The sequence below is a fragment of the Pseudomonas kairouanensis genome (genome assembly GCF_004682055.1).
GTDB lineage: Bacteria > Pseudomonadota > Gammaproteobacteria > Pseudomonadales > Pseudomonadaceae > Aquipseudomonas > Aquipseudomonas kairouanensis.
On record NZ_QUZU01000002.1, the window covers coordinates 170,672 to 192,250 of the forward strand.

General features: G+C 59.5%; 22 protein-coding genes. 6 read left to right on the top strand and 16 right to left on the bottom strand.

Features of this window, described 5'->3' with window-relative positions:
- Nucleotides 1-15 precede the first annotated feature (15 nt).
- Together DYL59_RS03175 and DYL59_RS03180 are read right to left on the bottom strand one after the other, a co-directional pair.
- Entirely contained in the window at nucleotides 16-909 is an 894-nt protein-coding gene (locus DYL59_RS03175) for a hypothetical protein (protein WP_135287867.1), read from the bottom strand.
- 17 nt (nucleotides 910-926) lie between these two features.
- Entirely contained in the window at nucleotides 927-1,823 is an 897-nt protein-coding gene (locus DYL59_RS03180) for a DMT family transporter (RefSeq protein WP_135287868.1), read from the bottom strand.
- A 469-nt stretch (nucleotides 1,824-2,292) separates the two neighbouring features.
- Between DYL59_RS03180 and phnN the strand changes: the two genes are divergently transcribed.
- Nucleotides 2,293-2,856 carry a phosphonate metabolism protein/1,5-bisphosphokinase (PRPP-forming) PhnN gene (gene phnN / locus DYL59_RS03185; protein ID WP_135287869.1) on the top strand — a complete coding sequence of 188 codons (564 nt, stop codon included), beginning with the start codon at nucleotides 2,293-2,295 and terminating at the stop codon, nucleotides 2,854-2,856.
- 32 nt (nucleotides 2,857-2,888) lie between these two features.
- On the opposite strand, the gene DYL59_RS03190 is transcribed toward phnN, so the two are convergent.
- Entirely contained in the window at nucleotides 2,889-3,767 is an 879-nt protein-coding gene (locus DYL59_RS03190; protein WP_135287870.1) for a LysR family transcriptional regulator, read from the bottom strand.
- 14 nt (nucleotides 3,768-3,781) lie between these two features.
- Nucleotides 3,782-4,438: a peroxiredoxin-like family protein gene (locus DYL59_RS03195; RefSeq protein WP_135287871.1), complete on the bottom strand. Its 657-nt coding sequence runs from the start codon at nucleotides 4,436-4,438 to the stop codon at nucleotides 3,782-3,784.
- A gap of 226 nt (nucleotides 4,439-4,664) precedes the next feature.
- On the opposite strand from DYL59_RS03195, the gene DYL59_RS03200 reads away from it, so the two are divergent.
- Both DYL59_RS03200 and DYL59_RS03205 read left to right on the top strand, forming a co-directional pair.
- The gene (locus DYL59_RS03200; protein WP_135287872.1) at nucleotides 4,665-4,853 is read left to right on the top strand and encodes a type II toxin-antitoxin system HicA family toxin; all 189 of its coding nucleotides are present in this window, start codon (nucleotides 4,665-4,667) and stop codon (nucleotides 4,851-4,853) included.
- Between the two features lie 11 nt (nucleotides 4,854-4,864).
- Nucleotides 4,865-5,269 carry a type II toxin-antitoxin system HicB family antitoxin gene (locus DYL59_RS03205; protein ID WP_135287873.1) on the top strand — a complete coding sequence of 135 codons (405 nt, stop codon included), beginning with the start codon at nucleotides 4,865-4,867 and terminating at the stop codon, nucleotides 5,267-5,269.
- Between the two features lie 6 nt (nucleotides 5,270-5,275).
- On the opposite strand, the gene DYL59_RS03210 is transcribed toward DYL59_RS03205, so the two are convergent.
- Entirely contained in the window at nucleotides 5,276-6,472 is a 1,197-nt protein-coding gene (locus DYL59_RS03210; RefSeq protein WP_135287874.1) for an MFS transporter, read from the bottom strand.
- A 176-nt stretch (nucleotides 6,473-6,648) separates the two neighbouring features.
- On the opposite strand from DYL59_RS03210, the gene DYL59_RS03215 reads away from it, so the two are divergent.
- Complete coding sequence (locus DYL59_RS03215) at nucleotides 6,649-7,263, top strand: DUF5666 domain-containing protein (protein ID WP_135287875.1); 615 nt, start codon at nucleotides 6,649-6,651, stop codon at nucleotides 7,261-7,263.
- A gap of 130 nt (nucleotides 7,264-7,393) precedes the next feature.
- On the opposite strand, the gene DYL59_RS03220 is transcribed toward DYL59_RS03215, so the two are convergent.
- The 8 genes from DYL59_RS03220 to gcl all read right to left on the bottom strand — a co-directional run bounded on the left by DYL59_RS03220 (nucleotide 7,394) and on the right by gcl (nucleotide 16,808).
- A complete protein-coding gene (locus tag DYL59_RS03220) occupies nucleotides 7,394-8,398 on the bottom strand; it encodes a sulfate ABC transporter substrate-binding protein (protein WP_135287876.1) in 1,005 nt (334 codons plus the stop codon).
- A 105-nt stretch (nucleotides 8,399-8,503) separates the two neighbouring features.
- Complete coding sequence (locus DYL59_RS03225) at nucleotides 8,504-9,328, bottom strand: ion transporter (RefSeq protein WP_135287877.1); 825 nt, start codon at nucleotides 9,326-9,328, stop codon at nucleotides 8,504-8,506.
- Between the two features lie 31 nt (nucleotides 9,329-9,359).
- A complete protein-coding gene (locus tag DYL59_RS03230) occupies nucleotides 9,360-10,232 on the bottom strand; it encodes an urea transporter (RefSeq protein WP_135287878.1) in 873 nt (290 codons plus the stop codon).
- Between the two features lie 105 nt (nucleotides 10,233-10,337).
- Complete coding sequence (pyk, locus tag DYL59_RS03240) at nucleotides 10,338-11,753, bottom strand: pyruvate kinase (protein ID WP_135287879.1); 1,416 nt, start codon at nucleotides 11,751-11,753, stop codon at nucleotides 10,338-10,340.
- Nucleotides 11,743-13,023: a glycerate kinase type-2 family protein gene (locus DYL59_RS03245; RefSeq protein ID WP_135287880.1), complete on the bottom strand. Its 1,281-nt coding sequence runs from the start codon at nucleotides 13,021-13,023 to the stop codon at nucleotides 11,743-11,745. Before DYL59_RS03245 ends, pyk begins: the two co-directional genes overlap by 11 nt.
- A 182-nt stretch (nucleotides 13,024-13,205) precedes the next feature.
- A complete protein-coding gene (locus DYL59_RS03250) occupies nucleotides 13,206-14,096 on the bottom strand; it encodes a 2-hydroxy-3-oxopropionate reductase (protein ID WP_135287881.1) in 891 nt (296 codons plus the stop codon).
- 143 nt (nucleotides 14,097-14,239) lie between these two features.
- Nucleotides 14,240-15,022, bottom strand: a complete 783-nt coding sequence (gene hyi / locus DYL59_RS03255; protein WP_135287882.1) for a hydroxypyruvate isomerase — start codon at nucleotides 15,020-15,022, stop codon at nucleotides 14,240-14,242.
- 10 nt (nucleotides 15,023-15,032) lie between these two features.
- Nucleotides 15,033-16,808, bottom strand: coding sequence for a glyoxylate carboligase (gene gcl, locus DYL59_RS03260; RefSeq protein ID WP_135287883.1), 1,776 nt, complete (start codon nucleotides 16,806-16,808; stop codon nucleotides 15,033-15,035).
- A 256-nt stretch (nucleotides 16,809-17,064) separates the two neighbouring features.
- On the opposite strand from gcl, the gene DYL59_RS03265 reads away from it, so the two are divergent.
- Nucleotides 17,065-17,505 (top strand): GlcG/HbpS family heme-binding protein, encoded by a 441-nt coding sequence (locus tag DYL59_RS03265; protein WP_135287884.1) that lies wholly within the window; start codon nucleotides 17,065-17,067, stop codon nucleotides 17,503-17,505.
- A 129-nt stretch (nucleotides 17,506-17,634) separates the two neighbouring features.
- Here the strand turns inward: DYL59_RS03265 and DYL59_RS03270 are convergent, their stop codons facing one another.
- Complete coding sequence (locus DYL59_RS03270) at nucleotides 17,635-18,240, bottom strand: TetR/AcrR family transcriptional regulator (RefSeq protein WP_135287885.1); 606 nt, start codon at nucleotides 18,238-18,240, stop codon at nucleotides 17,635-17,637.
- A 134-nt stretch (nucleotides 18,241-18,374) separates the two neighbouring features.
- On the opposite strand from DYL59_RS03270, the gene DYL59_RS03275 reads away from it, so the two are divergent.
- Nucleotides 18,375-19,289 (top strand): DUF808 domain-containing protein, encoded by a 915-nt coding sequence (locus tag DYL59_RS03275; protein WP_135287886.1) that lies wholly within the window; start codon nucleotides 18,375-18,377, stop codon nucleotides 19,287-19,289.
- A gap of 56 nt (nucleotides 19,290-19,345) precedes the next feature.
- Here DYL59_RS03275 and DYL59_RS03280 read toward each other — a convergent pair whose 3' ends face one another.
- Both DYL59_RS03280 and DYL59_RS03285 read right to left on the bottom strand, forming a co-directional pair.
- Nucleotides 19,346-20,134: an MlaA family lipoprotein gene (locus DYL59_RS03280; RefSeq protein WP_135287887.1), complete on the bottom strand. Its 789-nt coding sequence runs from the start codon at nucleotides 20,132-20,134 to the stop codon at nucleotides 19,346-19,348.
- Nucleotides 20,127-21,425 (bottom strand): serine/threonine protein kinase, encoded by a 1,299-nt coding sequence (locus DYL59_RS03285; RefSeq protein WP_135287888.1) that lies wholly within the window; start codon nucleotides 21,423-21,425, stop codon nucleotides 20,127-20,129. The genes DYL59_RS03280 and DYL59_RS03285 overlap by 8 nt, the downstream gene beginning before the upstream one ends.
- Between the last annotated feature and the right edge of the window lie 154 nt (nucleotides 21,426-21,579).

Here is a 21,579-nt window from a genome sequence, read left to right on the forward strand (position 1 = left end):
TCACTTTTCACGATTTTAACGTTCCTTTAGTGGGTGGAAACCGAACGTCTGGTGATGAGCATTGGCATGTTCAAAAATTTTTAAATCAGCGCCGGAGATCATGCCTGTCAGTGACGGACTTAGTTCATTAATGTTGTATACAACTGAACATCGAGGCGTCGGAAGGGTAAAGTTAATCACTGCGTGATAGGTCGGAGCGATTTTCCCTTCCGATAGAAGAGTCAGAAGTGATCCCGGAATGACAATGGCTTGATCGCGCGCTACGTCTACCAAACACTCTCTATCGTCAATATATAATACTAGGCCAGGACTGTTAGGTTTTATGATGGTTAGCAGGTGGCCGTCTTCGTGTTGCTGCTGTAAGTATTTCGATCCGTTGCTGCGAAGGTCCTCGCGATAGTAGTTAAACTGCAAGAAGGAGTCGTCGCGTACTGAAATTTTAGTTGGGTAGTGAAATTTTCTTAAAATTTCATTTATCAAGGTTTGGCCGTAAATAGATATCTGGCTTTCGTAGCTATCTATGTGGGAATAAAAGGCGTGATTGCTGAAAGGGTGGTTTTTATGTTCGTTCTTGTGTTTTTTCCAATAATTAAAGGTCTCGCATAAGTCTGTATTTTGTTGTTCTTTTGTATGGGAGTATCCAATAGGGGTAAAGCCATCGCTACGGTCTACAAAACTAAATTCAGCGCGGTCATGAAAAGGAATTTGTCCAATCAGTTTCTGCATTTCTATGAAATCAATTTGAAGTGAGGGCGTGAGCGTTATGATGGAATATCCCTCTTGAATTATTTCATCTGCCCATTGCTCCCAAGGCAAGGGTACTATTCTTTTTCTGTCAATTAAAAATAACTCCCCGCTGTTCAGAGGGTTGTTGGGGGTGCTAGTATTTTTGGCGTTATTTATACTCATGTGAGTATTCCTGTAGGTTATTGTTGTGGGCGTTTACTCTGAGGGTCGTGAATTTTTCCTATTGTTGTAATTTTTAAACCTGTTTCAGATATGATCATGCCGATAATGATTAATAGTGCGCCGGCCATATTGATTGTGCTTAATCGGTCGCCGCCAAGAAAATATCCGAATATTCCTCCGAACACAGGTTCTAAAACGAGGATTAATGCAATCGTTGACGGAGAAGCTGTCGTTTGGGCTTTTGTCTGGATAAAGAAAGCTAGGGCTGTACCTACGATTCCGATAATTAAAATTGGGTAAGTCACAGACATGCTTTTCGGCAGCTTGAACTCGCCTGCTGATACTGACCAGATCAGTGAAAGTATGGCGACAGTCGATATTTGTAAAAAGGCCAGAGCCGCCGTGTCCGTTCTTTTGCTAATGACATACAGCGTGACGATGTGAAGGGCTGTGAAGGCTGCGCATATCAAGACTAGTAAGTCGCCAAGGTGAATAGAAAGGCCTTTGAGTGTCAATAGTGCGAGGCCCGCGGTGGCAGTCAATCCGCCAAGTAGTTGTTGTTTTGATGGTCGCAGTTTTAGAAATAAAAGCGCAAATAATGGGGTGAACAAAATTGCCAATCCGGTAATAAAGCTTGCGTTGGATGCTGAGGTGTAAGTAAGTCCGCTGGTTTGGAAAGTAAACGCTAGAAAAAGTACAGATCCTGCAAGCACGCCATTACCAACTTCTTTGAGGCTGAGGGCCTTCAATCTAGGTATGAAAATAACCATTACGATGGTTCCAGATAAGAAGCGGAGTGCGTTGAGTGAGGATGCAGTTAGCGTAGATAACGCATCATGAATTGCGACGAAAGACCAGCCCCATAGTGCTGTTATTCCTATAAGTGCCAAACACCAGGCGGTTGAGGGGTGCATTGCTAAGGCTCCATTGTTAATGCTTGTACCGAGCATTAATTAATGGGTGGGTTAGGCGGTACCCGAGGTTGAATTTTTAGTTAGCTTGGGGGTGAGCGAAATATAGTTATGTTTGTTTTCTGGGGCAATATGTCACGTGTAGTTGTGCTTCTGAAACTCTTGTGGGAGTTGTACTACAAGGTTGTGGAGTGATTAAAGCTTATTGTTTTTCAATTGGTTGGGCGGCAGGGAGAGAAAGAGGACTAAGCGTTTAAGAGAGCGAGCCGCACGCAGGTAAAGCGACCAGGGGATGGAAACCCGGCAGGGGTGTGCCTGCCTGCGTGCAACTCGCCCGAGATAATGGCGTGCGCATCAAGGGCCGTCGGTAGGAAAAGTCCTCGCTTACGTTCTGAAACCTCTACAGTTTTGGCGATTGGCGATGACGCCAGGCGGTGTTACAAGTGTCGCCACATTCGCAGAGGGCAGGTTGATGGCAGGCAGGTTGATCTATCTCATCGGGCCATCCGGTTCGGGCAAGGACAGCCTGTTGGAGGCTGCACGCCCACGTTTGGCCGAGCGCGGCTGCCGCATTGTACGGCGCGTGATCACCCGCTCGGCCGAAGCCGTCGGGGAAGCTGCGCAAGGCGTGAGTCCGCAGCAGTTTGCCGTGATGGAAGCCGAGGGCGCGTTTGCCCTCAGTTGGCGAGCGAATGGGTTGTCATACGGCATCACTGGGGAGATCGATGATTGGCTGGCTGCCGGGGACGACGTGCTGGTCAATGGCTCCCGGGCTCACTTGGCGCAGACTCGCGAGCGTTATCCGAATGTGCTGGTGTTACTGCTCACGGTTGACCAGTCGGTATTGCGCCAGCGCCTGGTCGCACGCGGGCGGGAGTCGTTGGCGGATATCGAAGAACGGTTGGCGCGCAATGCGCGGTTCACCGCCGAGCTGATCGCGGGCAAGGGTGAGGGTATGTTCGTATTGGATAACTCTGGCCCGTTGGAGCACACCGTCGAGCGCCTGCTGTGCTGCCTGGATCAGCCCACCTGCTGATGTACAGTGCGGTCAGGTTTTTATCACTGGCGCTAAGCCAATAACCGTTCCACATATTCCACAAACGCCCGTGCCTTGGCGCTCGCCATCCGGCCTGTGGGGAACACGGCCCATAAGTCTCGTGCCGGCAGTTCCCAGTCGGTGAGTACGGCTTTGACTTCACCGCTGGCCAGCTCTGGCGCAAACATCCAGGTAGACGACAACGTCAGCCCCAGATGGCCCAGCACGCCAGCGCGTACACCTTCTGCCGCCGTGACGCGCAGGCGGCCGTGGGCCACCAGCGGGTATTGGGTGTCGCCTTGGCTGAAGGTCCAGTGCGAACCTTCGCCTCGGGTATAGATGACGGCCTCGTGTTGCAGCAAGTCCGCCGGGGTGGCGGGCTCGCCGAAGCGTTCGAAGTAGGTCGGGGTGCCGAGGATGACGCACGGCGATTCGCCGATCTTGCGCGCCGTGAGGCTCGAATCATTCAGGTTGCCCATGCGCAGGGCGACGTCGATGCCTTCCTCTACCAGGTTGAGGCTGCGGTCGTCGAGGACCACATCTACGTTCAAGTCGGGGTATTGCGCGAGGAACGAGCCCAGGTGCGCAATGATGTGCATGCGGGCGAAGGTCACCGCAGCGCTGATACGCAAGGTGCCGGTGAGCCCGGCCCCCGCGCCACGAGCGGCGTCGTCAGCCGCGTCGGCTTCGTCTATGGCGCGCCGGGCCTTCTCGAAAAAGGCCAGGCCCGCTTCGGTCGGCGTCAGGCCCCGCGTGGAGCGCAGCACCAACCGCACCGCCAGGCGCGCCTCCAGTTGCGCAATGCTTTTGGACACGGCGGGCTGGCCGATGCCCAAGCGTTTGGCGGCAGCAGAAAACGAGCCGGTTTCGACCACGTGCACAAAAGTTTCCATGGCGGTGAGGCGGTCCATCGGGCGTCCTTGGGTTATCGGCTGAGGGCGTCGAGCAGCGCTGACGGTTCTGGGCGTTGAGTGTAATCCGGGTTGACCTCGGCGTAACGAATCACGCTGTCTTGGCCGATTACATAACGGGCGGGCATGGGTAGGGTCCAGGCCGGGTCATCGTTGATCAGCGGCAGGTTGTTGCCCAGTGCCTTGTAAAGCTCGATCAGGTAGTCCGGCAGTTCAAAGCGCAGGCCGAAGGCTTCGGCGACGTCGTTGTGGGTGTCGCTGAGGATCGGGAATTGCAGTTCGGTGATGCGTGTGGACTTGCGGCTGTTGGCAGCGGTCTGCGGCGACAGGGCGAGCAATTGGGCGCCGGCGGCTTTCAGCGTGGGCAAAAAGGCTTGGAGTGCCTGCAATTCCAGGTTGCAGTAGGGGCACCAGGCGCCTCGGTAGAACGTCAGCACTAATGGGCCCTGAGCCAGCAGTTGCGCGCTGGACACGAGTTCGCCGTTGGCGTCCTTGAGGCTGAACAGCGGCGCTGTGTCACCGACCTTGAGGGCCCGTTGTGCGGCTCCCGAGGCGATCAACTCGGCAGTGGCACGCTCCATGATCGGGTGGATATGCGCCGGGGCATTGAAGGGCGGCCTGCCGGCTTTGAAATCGGCGCGAAAGGCATCAAGTGTGGCTTGAAGTGTCATGGAGGTATTCCCTGGGTAGATGAGCCGGGCTGGCTGCAGGGAATGATGGGCGCAGTGGGGCGGCCTCGGTAGCGGGTAGGGGGGCATAGGATTTATGCCGGGTTGGAATAAAGCCAGGGGTTTTCAATATTCGGTAAAACAGCCGTCAGTCAGCCATGCGTATTTTGTGCTTGAGTAAACATGACTCTAGGGTTACTTTTATTCAGGCCAAGCCAAGGAGGCGGCGGTGCAAAGCAGGTTATTGATCAAGGAACTGCAAGAGGCAGGCTGGGTATTGGATCGGGTTACGGGCAGTCATCATATTTTTACTCATCGATATAACCCGTACACGATCCCGGTGCCCCATCCAAAAAAGGACCTGCCCCTGGGCACCGTCAAAAGCATCAGGAAGCGCGCCGGTTTGTTTGAGTTTTAAGGAGAGCATTCATGCAATACCCAATCTGTATCGAATGGGGCGATGACTTCACCGCCACCGGTATTCAGATCCCCGATATTCCAGGCGCTGTTACCGCCGGGGACAGTTTTGAAGAGGCGTACAACGCTGCGGTAGAAGTCGCGCATATCCTGCTGCAAGAGATCGCCGCAGAAGGTGGGCCGATTCCCATGCCAACCTCGGTGGCCAATCATCATGCCCACGCAGACTACGCAGGAATGGGCTGGGGGATGTTGGAGCTGGACATCTCGCCCTATCTGGGCAAGACCGAGAAGGTCAATGTGACCTTGCCCGGTTATGTCATCCAGCGTATCGACCGGTACGTGCGCGAGCACAAAGTGAAAAGCCGCTCGTCATTTCTGGCGGACGCGGCTTTGGAGAAGTTGGTGCGCTCCTGAGGAAAATCAGGCCGTTGCTACCGAGGGTTCACGGGCTGCGCTCAAAAAGCGCAACAACGCCACCAGCGGGAATGCGCTGCCCACCAGCATCACCCCCAGCCAGCCGCCGTGCTCGTACACGCTGCTGGCAATCGCCGAGCCAAACGCACCGCCGATGAAGATGCTGGTCATGTACAGCGCGTTCAAGCGGCTGCGGCTGTTGGCGTCGAGGGCGTAGATGGCACGCTGGCCGAGCACCATATTCATCTGCACGCAGAAGTCCAGCACCACACCGGTGACGGCCAGGCCGATTACGCTGTACAGCGGGTGGACGAACGCTGGCAGGAAGCTCGCTGCGGCAAACAGCATGGCCAGCAGCGAGGCGCGGTGGGTGTGGCCGGCATCCGCCAGGCGACCGGCAAGGGGCGCAGCGATGGCGCCCAGGGCACCTACCAGGGCAAACAGCGCGATCTCGCTTTGACTCAGGCCGTGGTTGCGCGCCAGCTCCAGTGGGGCGGCGGTCCAGAACAGGCTGAAGGTGGCGAACATGCAACCCTGGTAGAACGCCCGCTGGCGCAGCACCGGCTGGTTGCGCAGCAAGGTACCCAGGGAGCGCAGCAGTTGGCCATAGCTGGCGCTGTGATCGGGCTGACGCTTGGGGATGGTGATCAGCAGCACCACGCTGATAAACGCCATCAGCGCGGCGGCAGCCATGAACATCGCGCGCCAGCCGAAGTGATCCGCCACCACACTGGACACCGGCCGTGCCAGCAGGATGCCCAGCAGCAGGCCGCCCATGATGCTGCCCACCACACGCCCCCGGCTTTCGGCCGGGGCCAGGTGCGCGGCCAGGGGGATCAGGATCTGCACCGACACCGAACTGAAGCCGATCAGCAACGACACCAGCAGGAACAGGTTCGGCTGCTCGGTAACGGCCGCGCCCAGCAGGCTGGCGATGGCCAAAACCGTGGTGGCGATCATCAATTTGCGGTTTTCCAGCAGGTCACCCAGGGGCACCAGGAAGAACAGGCCCAGGGCGTAGCCGATTTGCGTCAATGACACGATCAGGCTGGCCATGGCCGGTGTGAGGCCGATGTCCGGGGCGATCAGTTCGATGATGGGCTGTGCGTAGTAAATATTGGCAACAATGGCGCCGCAGCAAAACGCAAACAGCATCACCATGCTCCGGGTCATGGTGGTTGTAGCGTGGGAAGTAGCGTTCATGGTGTTCTCATAAAAGCGAAGGAAAGTGGGGCGAGCCTAAAGACAACACCGTAGCCCGGGTAGGCTGCTGGCAGTGATAACACTCATGCCCGGTAATGATGAGTGAATCGTTAACTTTCTGCGCGAAGGGTGATGATACATTCAGACACAACTGCCGAAACAGGAAATCCATGGTTATGAAGATCACGCTGAATAGGATGCTCATGGCTTCAACCCTGGCCGCTGCCATGGCCATGGGCCTGGCACACGCCGCCGATGCGCCACGGGTGGGCGTGCGTGGCGCCATCACTGCCATCGACGGTGATGCGCTGCAGATCAAGGTCAACAGCGGTGAAGACGTCACCGTACACCTGACAAAAGACACCCAGGTCCGCGCCGTCACCCTGGCTAGGATCGATGAGATCAAGCCCGGCAGCTATATCGGCTCGGCCGCCATGCCCAACGCCGACGGCAGCCTGACTGCGCTGGAAGTGCATGTATTCCCTCCGGCCATGGCCGGCACGGGCGACGGGCATCGCGCATTCGACCTCAAAGAAGGCAGCAGCATGACCAACGGCACCGTCGGCGACTTGGTGGTGAGCAACGGGCGCACGTTGACCGTGAAGTACAAGGGCGGCGAGCAGAAGATTGTGGTGCCGGAGGATGTGCCGATCGTAAACCTGGAGCCAGGGGATCGCAGCTTGCTGAAGCCGGGGGTGAAGGTGGTGTTGTTTGCCGCTAAAGGCGCCGATGGAACGATTACGGCCCAGGCAATCTCGGCGGGTAAGGATGGCGTGACGCCGCCTATGTAATGTCTGGCGCAGAACCAAATGTGGGAGCGGGCTTGCTCGCGAATGGGGTGTGTCAGCCAATGAATCTATTGACTGACACACCCCATTCGCGAGCAAGCCCGCTCCCACAGGTTTAACCGCGTTTATTCAGTTATTGCCCGCTGTAGATCTGGTCAAACACCCCACCATCATTGAAGTGGGTTTTCTGCACGGTACGCCAGTCACCAAAGGTCTTCTCCACCGACAAAAAGTCGACTTTCGGGAAACGGTCGGTGTACTTGGCCAGTACCTTCGGGTCACGTGGGCGCAGGTAATTGTTGGCAGCAATTTCCTGGCCTTGCGGCGACCACAGGTACTTCAAGTAGTCTTCGGCGGCCACGCGGGTGCCTTTCTTCTCGACAACTTTATCAACCACGGATACCGGCGGCTCAGCCTCGGCGGACACGCTTGGGTAGATCACTTCGAACTGATCACGGCCGAATTCACGGGCGATCATTTCCGCTTCGTTTTCAAACGTCACCAGCACGTCGCCGATCTGGTTGGTCATGAACGTGGTGGTCGCCGCGCGGCCACCGGTGTCCAGCACGGGGGCCTGCTTGAACAGCTTGCCGACAAAGGCCTTGGCGTTGTTTTCGTCGCCGCCGTTCTTCAGGACATAGCCCCAGGCGGACAGGTAGGTATAGCGGCCGTTACCCGAGGTTTTCGGGTTGGGCACGATCACTTGCACGCCATCTTTGAGCAGGTCCGGCCAGTCTTTCAGGGCCTTGGGGTTGCCTTTGCGCACGATGAAAACGGTAGCGGAGGTAAAGGGCGCGCTGTTGTTCGGCAGGCGGGTGACCCAGTTGTCTGGCACCAGTTTGCCGTTGTCCACCAGGGCATTGATGTCGGTGGCCATGTTCATGGTGATCACGTCAGCCGGCAGGCCGTCGATCACCGAGCGCGCTTGTTTGCTGGAGCCGCCGAAAGACATTTGCAGGGTCAGCTTGTCGTTCGGGTGCTCGGCTTCCCAGTGTTTCTGGAAGGCGGCGTTGTAGTCCTTGTAGAAATCGCGCATCACGTCGTAGGAGACGTTGAGCAGTGTGACGGGGGCAGCCTGGACGGCGCCCGCCAGGGCAAGGCCGGCGGCCAGAAGAGAGGCGCTAACGAGTTTTTTCACTGCTCATTCCTTGTTGTTCGAGAAGGTAACTGGGTGAGTGACGGCAATTTGCCAGCGACTATAGCTGGCGGCGCATAGACGTTTAAAGATTAAAACGCACTTTGCTTATTCCAATTTTCGGAAAAGATTATTCCCACAGCGAGAGCAGAACGCGGCGTTGGGCTCATGGCTGTTTTTCTGGCACACCGGGCAGTCATGTTGCAGCTGTTCACCGCGCATGGCGCTGGCCAGTTCGGCGGTGAAAATCCCGGTGGGCACGGCGATGATCGAGTAACCGGTGATCATCACCAGTGACGAAATAACCTGGCCCAGCGGCGTCTTGGGCACGATATCGCCAAAGCCGACGGTGGTCAGGGTCACAATGGCCCAGTAGATGCCCTTGGGAATGCTGGTAAACCCGTGTTCCGGGCCTTCGATCACGTACATCAGGGTGCCGAACACCGTCACCAGGGTGCACACGCTTACCAGGAACACCACGATCTTCTGCTTGCTGCCCCGCAATGCTGCCATCAGGTAGTTGGCCTGCTTGAGGTACGGGCTCAGCTTGAGCACACGGAAGATACGCAGCATACGGATGATGCGGATGATCAGCAGGTACTGCGCATCGCTGTAATACAGCGCGAGAATGCCGGGCACGATGGCCAGCAAGTCCACCAACCCGTAGAAACTGAAGGCATAGCGCAATGGCTTGGGCGAGCAGTACAACCGCATGCCGTACTCGATGGCAAAGATCAGCGTGAAGCCCCACTCGATGTAGGCCAGCACATCGGCGTAGTCACGGTGCACCTGGTCGATGCTGTCGAGCATCACGATCACAAGGCTTGCGAGGATGATCAGCAGCAGGATGCCGTCGAAGCGTCGCCCGGCCACTGTGTCGCTTTGAAAAACCATGACATAGAGCCGCTGGCGCCAGTCGTTGTTGCTGTCCATAAATCCCGCCTGAAACGAATATCGAGCAAGCCTAGGGGGATTCGAAGGGGCTGTCCATGCGGGGTTTGCGCAGCAGGCGGCGGGTGGCGTGCACCAGCCAGCAGGCGAGGATAAACGGGGCGGTGAGCGTTGGCAGGTGCAGGGCGGCGAAGCCCGGTGTAAGGACGATTGCCAGCAGGATGCCGAGCAGTGGAAACCAGGGGCGGCGAGCCTGGCTCAGGGCCAGGGCGGTCAAGGCGGGGTTGTAGCTGTGCAGGCCGAGCAGGGCGCTGGTGGGGTCATTGAGCAGCAGGGCGATGAACACACCCGTACTGGCGCCGATCAAGGCCCACAGGGCGGCTCGCCGGTTGGCCAGCCACAGGCCGAGGGCAATCGACAGACCCGCCAGGGGCTGGTCCAACAGCATGATCTGTGCGAGCCCGATGAAGGGTGCGATGAGGATCGACAGCGTGTCCGGCTGTATCAGGGGAACGGTGCCAGCTGGCGCCGTGCCCAACAGCAGCCATCCAAGGCCGACAAAGGGCGCGGTGTAGGCGGGTAAATCGTCGGGGCGGGTCGCGTGTTTCAACCATTGCCGTGTGAGCATCGCTGCCAGGCCGCCACACGCCAGGATCAGCGGCGGCACCAACGCCGACCAGGCGAAATGCTGGCTGATCAACAAGCCCAGCAGCACGCCGTTATAGCTATAAAGCCCGGCCTGGCGCTCGGCCTTGGGATAGCCCCGGCGCTGGGCCGTGAGCAAACCCGCGACGCCTCCCAACAGTGCCCCTGCGAACAAGGCCGGGGCGCCGATCAGGATGGCCAATAGGCACAACAGGCCGCACAGTGGATGGCGTTGCAGGAAGATTTGGCTGAAGCCATTGAGCAGGGCTTCGGCCCAGTCGGGGCAGGTTGGGTTGTGCATGGCAGCTCCCTGTAGGAGCGGGCTTGCCCGCGAAAAACCTGAGAGCGCCGCGTGCATCCAGGATGTCCGCGTCATCGTTGAGGTTCTTCGCGAGCAAGCTCGCTCCTACAGTAGGGTTTCGATACGCAGCGAGTTGGTCGACCCCGGCTGCCCAAACGGCACCCCCGCGGTTATCACCAACGTATCCCCACGCTCTGCCATGCCCTGGGCCTGGGCAATTTCCAGGGCGGTGGAACACACCTCATCCACCTGGCGCAGCCGGTCATTGACCACCGAGTGCACGCCCCACGCCACGCTCAAGCGTCGGGCCGTGGACAGGTTGGGCGTAAGGTTGAGGATCGGCGCCACCGGCCGCTCCCGCGCCGCGCGCAGGCTGGAGCTGCCGGACTCGCTGTAGTTCACCAGCACCGCCACCGGCAGGATGCTGCTGATACGGCGGATCGCACAGCTGATGGCGTCCGACACCGTGGCATCCGCCTTGGGCCGGCTCACATCCAGTTGCGCCTGGTAGTCCGGGCCGTTTTCCACCTGGCGGATGATCTTGCTCATCATCAGCACGGCTTCCAGCGGGTAATCGCCAGAGGCGGTCTCGGCCGACAGCATCACCGCGTCCGCACCTTCGGCCACTGCGTTGGCGACATCGGTGACTTCGGCACGGGTAGGGGCCGGGGAGAAGCGCATCGACTCCAGCATCTGCGTGGCCACCACCACCGGTTTACCCAGTTGGCGACAGGTACTGATGATGTCTTTCTGGATCTGCGGCACGCTTTCGGCCGGCACCTCCACACCCAGGTCCCCTCTGGCCACCATGATCGCGTCGCTCAGCTCGGCGATTTCCTGCAGACGCTGTACGGCCGACGGTTTCTCGATCTTGGCCATCAAAAATGCGCGGTCGCCGATCAGCTCACGGGCTTCGCGAATGTCTTCCGGACGCTGCACAAAAGAGAGCGCCACCCAGTCCACGCCTAGCTCCAGCCCAAAGCTCAAGTCGCGCCGATCCTTGGCGGTCAATGGGCTCAGTTCCAACAACGCTTGCGGAACGTTCACACCTTTGCGGTCTGACAGTTCACCGCCATTGAGCACCGTGGTGTCGATGGCATCGGCGTGCTTGGTGATGACCCGCAGGCGCAGCTTGCCGTCATCCAGCAGCAGGTCCATGCCCGGCTCCAGCGCCGCGATGATTTCCGGGTGGGGCAGGTTGACCCGGCGCTGGTCGCCAGGTGTTTCGTCCAGGTCCAGGCGCAAGGCCTGGCCGCGCACCAGTTGCACCTTGCCTTCGGCAAAGCGCCCGACCCGCAGCTTGGGCCCTTGCAGGTCCATGAGGATGCCCAGCGGGTAATTGAGCTGGCGTTCCACCTGGCGAATCCATTGGTAGCGCTGGGCGTGGTCGGCATGCTCGCCGTGGCTGAAATTGAGGCGGAAGATATTCACCCCGGCTTCCACCAGCTCGCGGATGTCATCGATGCCATCGGTGGCCGGGCCCAGGGTGGCGAGGATCTTGACCTTTTTGTCAGGCGTCATGTGTGGGGTTCCCAAGAATCAGAATGGCGCGAAAATCGTTGACGTTGGTGCGCGTCGGCTCGGTGACGATCAACCCGTCGAGGGCGGCGAAGTAGCCGTAGCCGTTGTTGTTATCCAACTCATCGCTGGCCGACAGGCCGAGGGCTTCGGCGCGGGCGTAACTGCACGGCGTCATGATTGCGCCGGCGTTGTCTTCGGAGCCGTCGATGCCGTCGGTGTCACCGGCCAGGGCGTACACGCCGGGCAGGCCCTTGAGGCTGTCGGTGAGGCTCAGCAAGAACTCGGCGTTGCGCCCGCCACGGCCGTTGCCGCGCACGGTGACGGTGGTTTCGCCGCCGGAGAGGATCACGCACGGCGCCGCCAAGGGTTGGCCGTGCTGCACGATTTGCCGGGCGATACCGGCGTGCACCTTGGCCACGTCTCGCGCTTCGCCTTCGAGGTCGCCAAGGATCAACGGGCTGAAACCCGCCTGGCGCACTTTTACGGCCACCGCTTCCAGGGATTGCTGGGGGCGGGCGATGAGTTGGAAGTGGCTGCGAGCGAGCACCGGGTCGCCGGGCTTGACGGTTTCCGAGGCGGGGTTCTGCAACCAGCTGCGCACCGAGGCGGGGGCGTCGATGTGATAGCGCTTGAGGATCGCCAACGCCTGCGCCGAGGTGCTCGGGTCGCCGACCGTGGGGCCAGAGGCGATCACCGTGGCCTGGTCGCCCGGCACATCGGAAATCGCGTAGGTGTACACCGTGGCCGGCCATGCAGCCTTGGCCAATCGGCCGCCCTTGATGGCCGAGAGGTGCTTGCGCACGCAGTTCATCTCGCCAATGGTGGCGCCGGACTTGAGCAGGGCTTTGTTGATGGCCTGTTTATCGGCCAGGGTGATGCCTTCGGCGGGCAGCGCCAGCAGGGCCGAGCCACCGCCGGACAATAGGAAGATCACCCGGTCGTCTTCGCCCAGGTTGCTGATCAGCGCCAGCACGCGTTGGGCCACGGCAAGGCCGGCGGCGTCGGGCACCGGGTGGGCGGCTTCGACCACTTCGATTTTCTTGCAGGGGGCGCCGTGGCCGTAGCGGGTGACCACCAGGCCGGTGACTTCGCCCTGCCAGCAGTTCTCAACCACAAGGGCCATGGCGGCGGCTGCCTTGCCCGCGCCGATCACGATCACGCGGCCGCTGCGGTCGGCGGGCAGGTAGGGTTCAAGGACTTGCCGGGGGTGGGCGGCGTCGATGGCTGTGGCAAACAGCTCGCGAAGCAGGTGTTGCGGATCGACCGACATAAGCGGGCTCCCGGGGAATTCTTGTTATTAGGGATGCATCTATTGGAACGCGATCAAATGTGGGAGCGGGCTTGCTCGCGAATGCGGTCTGGCATTCAACATCCATGCTGACTGACCCACCGCTTTTGCGAGCAAGCCCGCTCCCACATTCGACCGCATTTCAAAGGTAGGAGCGGTGTGTACTACTTGTCCCGAATCGAGAAGTTGGCCATATGTTCCAAGCCCTTGATCAGCGCCGAGTGGTCCCAGTTGCCGCCACCAATTGCGGTGCACGTACTGAACACCTGTTGGGTGCCGGCGGTGTTCGGCAGGTTGATCCCCAGCTCCTTGGCCCCGGCCAGCGCCAGGTTCAAATCCTTCTGGTGCAGGTTGATACGGAAGCCCGGATCGAAGGTGCCTTTGATCATGCGTTCGCCATGCACTTCCAGAATCTTCGACGAGGCAAACCCACCCATCAGCGCTTCACGCACCTTGGCCGGATCGGCGCCGTTCTTGGCGGCGAACAGCAGCGCTTCGGCCACCGCCTGGATGTTCAGCGCGACGATGATCTGGTTGGCCACCTTGGCGGTCTGGCCATCGCCATTGCCGCCCACCAGGGTGATGTTCTTGCCCATGGCCTGGAACAGCGGCAGGGCGCGTTCGAAGGTTTGCGGCTTGCCGCCGATCATGATGCTCAGGGTGCCAGCCTTGGCACCGACTTCACCGCCGGACACGGGGGCGTCGAGGTAGTGCGCGCCAGCCTCGTTGATCTTGGCGGCAAATGCCTTGGTGGCGGTGGGGGAGATCGAACTCATGTCGATCACCACTTTGTTCGGCGACAGGCCAGCGGCCACGCCGTCGGCACGGAACAGCACGTCGTCGACTTGCGGGGTGTCGGGCACCATCACGATGATGAACTCGGCTTCCTGGGCCACTTGCTGGGGGCTTGCCAGGGCAATGGCGCCGGCGTCGACCAGCGCTTGCGGCGCCTTGCCGTGGTGTTCGGAGAGGAACAGTTGGTGACCTGCCTTTTGCAGGTTGGCGGCCATGGGTTGGCCCATGATGCCGGTGCCGATAAATCCGATTTTAGCCATGAAGAAATCCTCTTGTTAGTCCACCGCAGGACCCCTGTGGGAGGGGGCTTGCTCCCGATGGCGGCGGGTCAGTCAATACTGTTTTGCCTGACATATCGCTATCGGGAGCAAGCCCCCTCCCACAAAGATCGATGTTGTTTCTGTTAGATGGCATTGTGGCTTTTGAGCCAGCCCAGACCTGCTTCGGTGGTGGTCAGCGGTTTGTATTCGCAGCCCACCCAACCCTGGTAACCAATGCGGTCCAGGTGCTCGAACAGGAACCGATAGTTGATCTCCCCGGTACCCGGCTCATTGCGCCCAGGGTTGTCCGCCAACTGAATGTGGTTGATCTCACCCAGGTGCGCCGCCATGGTGCGGGCCAAATCGCCTTCCATGATTTGCATGTGGTAGATGTCGTATTGCAGGAACAGGTTGGCGCTGCCCACCTGCTCGCGGATCGACAGGGCCTGGGCTGTGTTGTTCAGGTAGAAACCCGGTATGTCGCGGGTGTTGATCATCTCCATCACCAGCTTGATACCCGCCGCTTGCAGCTTGTCGGCGGCGTACTTGAGGTTGGCGACGAAGGTTTTTTCCAGCGTCTGGTCATCCACACCGGCCGGACGAATTCCCGCCAGGCAGTTGATCTGGGTATTACCCAGCACCTGGGCATAGGCGATGGCCAGCTTGACCCCGGCGCGGAATTCCTCGACCCGGTCAGGGTGGCAGGCCAGGCCGCGTTCGCCGCTGGCCCAGTCACCGGCAGGCAGGTTGAACAGCACTTGGGTCAAGCCGTTGGCGTCCAGGTGGGCCTTGATTTCAGCCGAGCTGAATTCATACGGGAACAGGTACTCGACACCTTCGAAGCCCGCATCGGCGGCCGCTTTGAAGCGAGCGAGAAAGTCCTGCTCGGTGAACAGCATGGACAGGTTGGCGGCAAAACGCGGCATAGGGTTCTCCTTAATCGAGCAGGGAAATGGCGGTCGGCGCGTCGTTGCCCACCAGTGCCAGGTCTTCGAATTCGTTGACGGCGTTGATCTCGGTGCCCATGGAGATATTGGTCACGCGCTCCAGGATGATCTCCACGATCACCGGTACCTTGAACTCTTCGATCAGCTCTTCGGCGCGGCGCAATGCGGGGGCGATCTGGCTCGGTTCGAACACACGCAGCGCCTTGCAACCCAGGCCTTCGGCGACGGCCACATGGTCCACGCCATAACCGTTGAGTTCCGGGGCGTTGAGGTTGTCGAAGGACAGCTGCACGCAGTAGTCCATCTCGAAACCACGCTGTGCCTGGCGGATCAGACCCAGGTAGGAGTTGTTCACCACTACATGGATGTACGGCAGCTTGAACTGCGCGCCCACGGCCAGTTCTTCGATCATGAACTGGAAGTCATAGTCGCCCGACAGCGCTACCACTTTGCGGCTCGGGTCAGCCTTGACCACACCGAGGGCCGCCGGAATGGTCCAGCCCAAGGGGCCGGCCTGACCGCAGTTGATCCAGTGGCGTGGCTTGTACACATGCAGGAACTGCGCGCCGGCAATCTGCGACAGGCCGATGGTGCTGACGTAGCAAGTGTCTTTGCCGAATACCTGGTTCATCTCTTCGTAAACGCGCTGCGGCTTGACCGGCACGTTGTCGAAGTGGGTCTTGCGGTGCAGGGTGGCCTTGCGCTGCTGGCAGTCATTGAGCCAGGCACTGCGGTCCTTGAGCTTGCCGGCGGCTTTCCACTCGCGGGCCACTTCGATGAACATGGTCAGTGCGGAACCGGCGTCGGAAACGATGCCCAGGCCCGGTGTGAACACGCGGCCGATTTGCGTCGGCTCGATATCAACGTGAATGAACTTGCGCCCTTCGGTGTACACCTCAACCGAGCCAGTGTGGCGGTTGGCCCATCGGTTGCCGATGCCCAGCACCACGTCCGACTTGAGCATCGTCGCGTTGCCATAACGGTGAGAGGTTTGCAGGCCGACCATGCCCACCATCTGCGGGTGATCGTCGGGGATGGTGCCCCAGCCCATCAGGGTTGGGATCACTGGGATACCGGTGAGTTCGGCGAATTCCACCAGCAGGTCGCTGGCATCGGCGTTGATCACGCCGCCACCGCTGACCAGCAACGGGCGCTCGGCTTGATCCAGCAGGGCCAGGGCTTTTTCCACTTGTACGCGGGTGGCCAGTGGCTTGGCCAACGGCAGCGGCTGGTAAGCGTCGATGTCGAATTCGATCTCGGCCATTTGCACGTCGAACGGCAGGTCGATCAGCACCGGGCCGGGGCGGCCGGAGCGCATTTCATAGAAGGCTTTCTGGAACGCATAAGGCACCTGGCCGGGTTCGAGCACAGTGGTCGCCCACTTGGTCACCGGCTTGACGATGCTGGTGATGTCCACGGCCTGGAAATCTTCCTTGTGCATGCGGGCACGGGGGGCTTGGCCGGTGATGCACAGGATCGGGATCGAGTCCGCCGAGGCGCTGTACAAGCCGGTGACCATGTCGGTGCCCGCCGGGCCCGAAGTACCGATGCACACGCCAATATTGCCGGCCTTGGTGCGGGTGTAGCCCTCGGCCATGTGGGAGGCGCCTTCAACGTGGCGAGCAAGGACGTGATCGATGCCACCCACCTTCTGCAAGGCCGAGTACAGCGGGTTGATCGCAGCGCCTGGGATACCGAAGGCGGTGTCCACGCCTTCACGGCGCATTACCAGAACGGCGGCTTCGATTGCTCTCATTTTGCTCATGATTTTGGTGCCTCTTGCGTTTTATAATTGTATACAAGTGGAGTCTGGTCAAAGTGTATTCACGGCAGGCGGCGCAGGTCAATCCATTTTATTGGTAGGCCTTTGCGTTCGACGGAAGGCATTTTTACGACGTATGGAAGGTTTGTGCAAAAATATTGTATACAAAAGCAAATGTCATTGTGTTCTATTTGTTTGATCGAGCATCTGATCAAACAGACCTCCACCGCTTTCCCAATAACAAAAGAAGGACGGCACCATGAGCGCTTTAACCTTGAAAATTGCCACCCAACTGGCCAGCCAGGCCCTGAACGCAGGCCGCACTATCTCAGCGGCGCCGCTGACCATCGCGGTACTCGACAGCGGCGGCCACTTGGTGACCTTGCAACGGGAAGACGGTGCCAGCCTGTTGCGCCCGCAAATTGCCATCGGCAAGGCCTGGGGTGCGATTGCCCTGGGCAAGGGCTCGCGTTTGCTCGCATTGGACGCGCAGCAACGGCCGGCGTTTATCGCCGCGTTGAACAGCCTGGGGCAGGGCAGCGTGGTGCCGGCGCCGGGTGGGGTGTTGATCCGGGATCAGCAGGGCCTGGTGCTGGGGGCGATCGGCATTAGCGGGGACACGTCGGATATTGATGAGCAGTGCGCGATAACCGCGATTGAGGGGGTAGGGTTGTTGGCGGATGCGGGGGTTTCGGCTTGATTTTTGGGTGACTGGTAGGGCCTCTTCGCGAGCAAGCCCGCTCCCACATTTTGACCGCATTCCAACGTTAGAACTCGGTCAAAATGTGGGAGCGGGCTTGCTCGCGAATCCCACAGGCACCTCGGTCTATCAGTCCGGCTCACAACCTTTAAGCACCAACCGAATAATCGTCAATGCCGCCGCCTCATAATCGGCCTCATCCAGCTTGGCCTTGCCGGTCACCGCCGAGATCTGCCAGTCAAAATCGGCATAGGTCTGGGTCGCCGCCCAGATGCTGAACATCAGGTGATTAGGGTCGATTGCTGCGATCAGGCCACGATCTACCCAGTTTTGGATACAGGCAATGTTGTGCTTGGCCTGGGCGTTCAATTGCTCGACCTGCTCGGCGCTCAGGTGCGGGGCGCCATGCATGATTTCGCTGGCAAACACCTTGGAGGCAAATGGCAGGTCGCGGGAGATGCGGATTTTCGAGCGGATGTAGTTGCTCAGCACTTCTTTGGGCTCGCCATCCGGGTTGAACGGCGTGGAGGCAGCCAGGATCGGCTCGATAATGCTTTCGAGCACCTCGCGGTAGAGGTTGTCCTTGGACTTGAAGTAGTAATACACGTTGGGCTTGGGCAGCCCGGCCTTGGCGGCGATGTCGCTGGTTTTGGTCGCGGCGAAGCCCTTGTCGGCAAACTCCTCGCTGGCCGCCCGCAGGATTTTTTCTTTGTTGCGCTCGCGAATGCTGCTCATAAACCTGGGAGTTCCTTGCCAAGACTGGCGGTTGCGCATGGTAGCACCGGCTATCTGCGGCCCTCAACAATACGCCCGCGAAGCTCTGCGCCGCGCTATGCTCGGTTTATCCCCCCCTTATGGAAGACCGGTTCATGGCAGGTAGCAGCTTGTTGGTATTGATCGACGATATCGCGGCAGTACTCGATGACGTTGCGCTGATGACAAAAATGGCCGCAAAGAAGACCGCGGGTGTGCTGGGCGATGACCTGGCGCTCAATGCCCAGCAGGTTTCCGGTGTGCGTGCCGAGCGCGAAATCCCTGTGGTGTGGGCGGTGGCCAAGGGCTCGTTCGTCAACAAGTTGATCCTGGTACCCGCAGCGTTGTTGATCAGTGCGTTTGCACCCTGGGCGGTCACGCCGTTGCTGATGCTGGGCGGCGCGTACCTGTGCTTTGAAGGTTTCGAGAAGCTCGCGCATAAATTCCTGCACAGCAAGGACGAGGACCAGGCTGAGCATGCCCAATTGGTCGAAGCGGTAGCCGACCCGGCCACTGATCTGGTGGCGTTTGAAAAAGACAAGATCAAGGGCGCGATCCGCACCGACTTCATCCTCTCCGCCGAAATCATCGCCATCACCCTCGGCACTGTGGCGGATGCGCCGCTGATGCAGCAGGTGATCGTGCTGTCGGGCATCGCCATCGTGATGACCGTGGGCGTTTATGGGTTGGTCGCCGGCATCGTCAAGCTGGACGACCTGGGCCTGTGGCTGACCCAGAAGCCCGGCCAGATCGCGCGCAGCATCGGCGCTGCGATCCTGCGGGCGGCGCCGTACATGATGAAGAGCCTGTCGGTGATCGGCACAGCGGCGATGTTTTTGGTGGGCGGCGGGATTCTCACCCACGGCGTGCCAGCGGTGCATCACTGGATCGAGACGGTCAGCCAAAGTGCCGGTGGGATCGCCTGGCTGGTGCCGGTGCTGCTCAATGGGGTGGCAGGGGTTATTGCGGGGGCGGTGGTGCTGGCGGTGGTCAGTGTGGTGAGCAAGCTCTGGAAAACGGCGAAGGCTTGATCCCGAGGCAATAAAAAAGGCCATTCAATCGAATGGCCTTTTTTTGTGGCGCTTGTTTACTCGGCAATCTGCAACTTGCGCGACTCGGTGTAGATGTAGCGCACCTTTTCATACTCGAACGGCGAGTTCATCTGCCCATAACGGAAGCTGGTCTGGTAGCGCTTGTCCACCGCACGCAGCGCCCAGATTTCCGGGTGGTTGGAACTGACTTCAGACACGTTGAGGAAGTTGATCTGGGTTTCTGCGCCGTAATCGACGATCAGCCCAGTGGTGTCGCGCAGGTTCGATGGGCCGAAGATCGGCAGCACCAGGTACGCGCCGCCGGGGACGCCGTAGAAGCCCAGGGTCTGGCCGAAGTCTTCGCTCTGGCGCGGCAGGCCCATGGCGGTGGCCGGGTCCCACAGGCCGGCGATGCCGACGGTGGTGTTGAGCAGCAGGCGCCCGGTGGTTTCCAGGGAACGATGGCCCTTGAGTTGCAACAGGCTGTTCAACAGGTTGGGCACATCGCCCAGGTTGTTGAAGAAGTTGCTGACGCCGGTGCGCAGGAAGCTTGGGGTGACGTAGGTGTAGCCGTTGACCACGGGCAGGAACACCCATTGGTCGAAGCGGTAGTTGAAGTGGTACACGCGACGGTTCCACGCTTCGAGCGGGTCGTAGACGTTGAGGGCGGTCAGTGTCGAACGTTCGAACTCACGCTGGTCCAGGCCGGGGTTGAACTTGAGCTTGGTCAGCGGCTCCTTGAACCCATCGGCACCCTGCACAACCGGTTCATGGGCCTTGCTGTTGTCGGCATTGGCCACGCCCGCACACATCAAGGCGGCGAGCAGCAGAAGATATTTAGCCACGGAAGAACTCCAGCATGGCGTCGGCGTTGACGCGGTAATTAAGGTTGCCGCAGTGGCCGCCCAGGGGGTAGACGGTCAAGCGGTCGCCGAAGGTTTTACGCAGGAACCCCAAGTCGCCAGGGCCGAGGATCACGTCGTCGGCGTTGTGCATCACCGCGATTTTCGGGCTGTTGTGCAGGTAGTCCTGTAGGGCGTACAGGCTGACCTGGTCAACCAGTTGCAACAGGCTGCCGCCATCGGAACGGGCGCGCCACATGGGGATCACTTGTTCGGTGAGGTAGCAGTCGAAATCACATTGCAGTGCACGCTTGAGGAACGGTGTAAGGCTGGTGCTTTCGGTGATCGGGTACTTGGGCGGGATGATCAGGCCGCGGCGGTTGATCAGGTCCGAGGTGAAGGCAATGTCGGCCGCCGAAAAGCGGAACGAAGTGCCGATCAGCATGGCCATCTGTTCGTTGGTCAGGTGCTGTTTGGATTGCTGGAAGTCGTAGAGCAGGGCGTCGTTGAGGTCGATGTAGCCCTTTTGCTGGAAGTAGCGGGTCAGCTTGTTCAACACCAACTCATAGAAGGTGGTGGTGTTGTTGATGCCCTTGACCTCGGTCTGCACCAGCTTGTCGAGGTTGGTAATGGAGGTATAGAGGTTGACCGGCGGGTTCAGCAACAACACTTTCTTGAAGTTGAAGCTGCGACGGGTTTCGTCCAGCTTGGCCACGAAAGCCGCGTCCAGGCCGCCCAGGCTGTAGCCGGTGAGGTAGAAGTCGGTCACTGGCAGGGACGCGTTCTGGGCGCGCACGGCTTGCATCACGCGGTACATGTCTTCGGCATCTTCCTGGGTGATCCCCGGCGTGGCGAAGCGCGAAGCGGCACTGATGAAGTCGAAGCTGGTGGGCGACGATAGCTGCACGACGTGGTAGCCGGCCTGGTAATAGAGTTTTTTCAGGTATTCGTTGAGGCTGCTGTCATAGCGTGCGCCGGTGCCGGCGATCAGGAAGATCAGCGGCGCGGCGCGGTCCTGCTTGGCAATACGGTAGGTGAGCTTCTTCACCGGCCAGAAATTGTCCGGCAGGCTGAATTCGCGCTCGGGACGCATGTTCAGGGTGTAGTCGGACTGGTTGATCTGGTCGTCGCTCGGCAATTTGGGCCGAAGGTCGGGCGGAGTGGTCGCGATGGTCGCTTCGAACGGGTTGGTCAAAGGGTAGCCATAGGTGGCTTGGTCGATGTCGACGGCCAGTGCTGACGCACTCAGAAAAAGGCTGCCCAACAAGGCAGCACAGCGCAAGGAACGGAGCATGACTTAATCCCTAAGAGGAAACGTGCTTAATGAAGTTCGCAGGCTATGACCACCGCGTCGTTGCCGAAGTGCCAGCACTCGGCACGAAAAGTCGGAAAATAACGTCGGAATCGGGGTAATAGTAGCCAGACGATACACTTTGCCACGCTTTGGT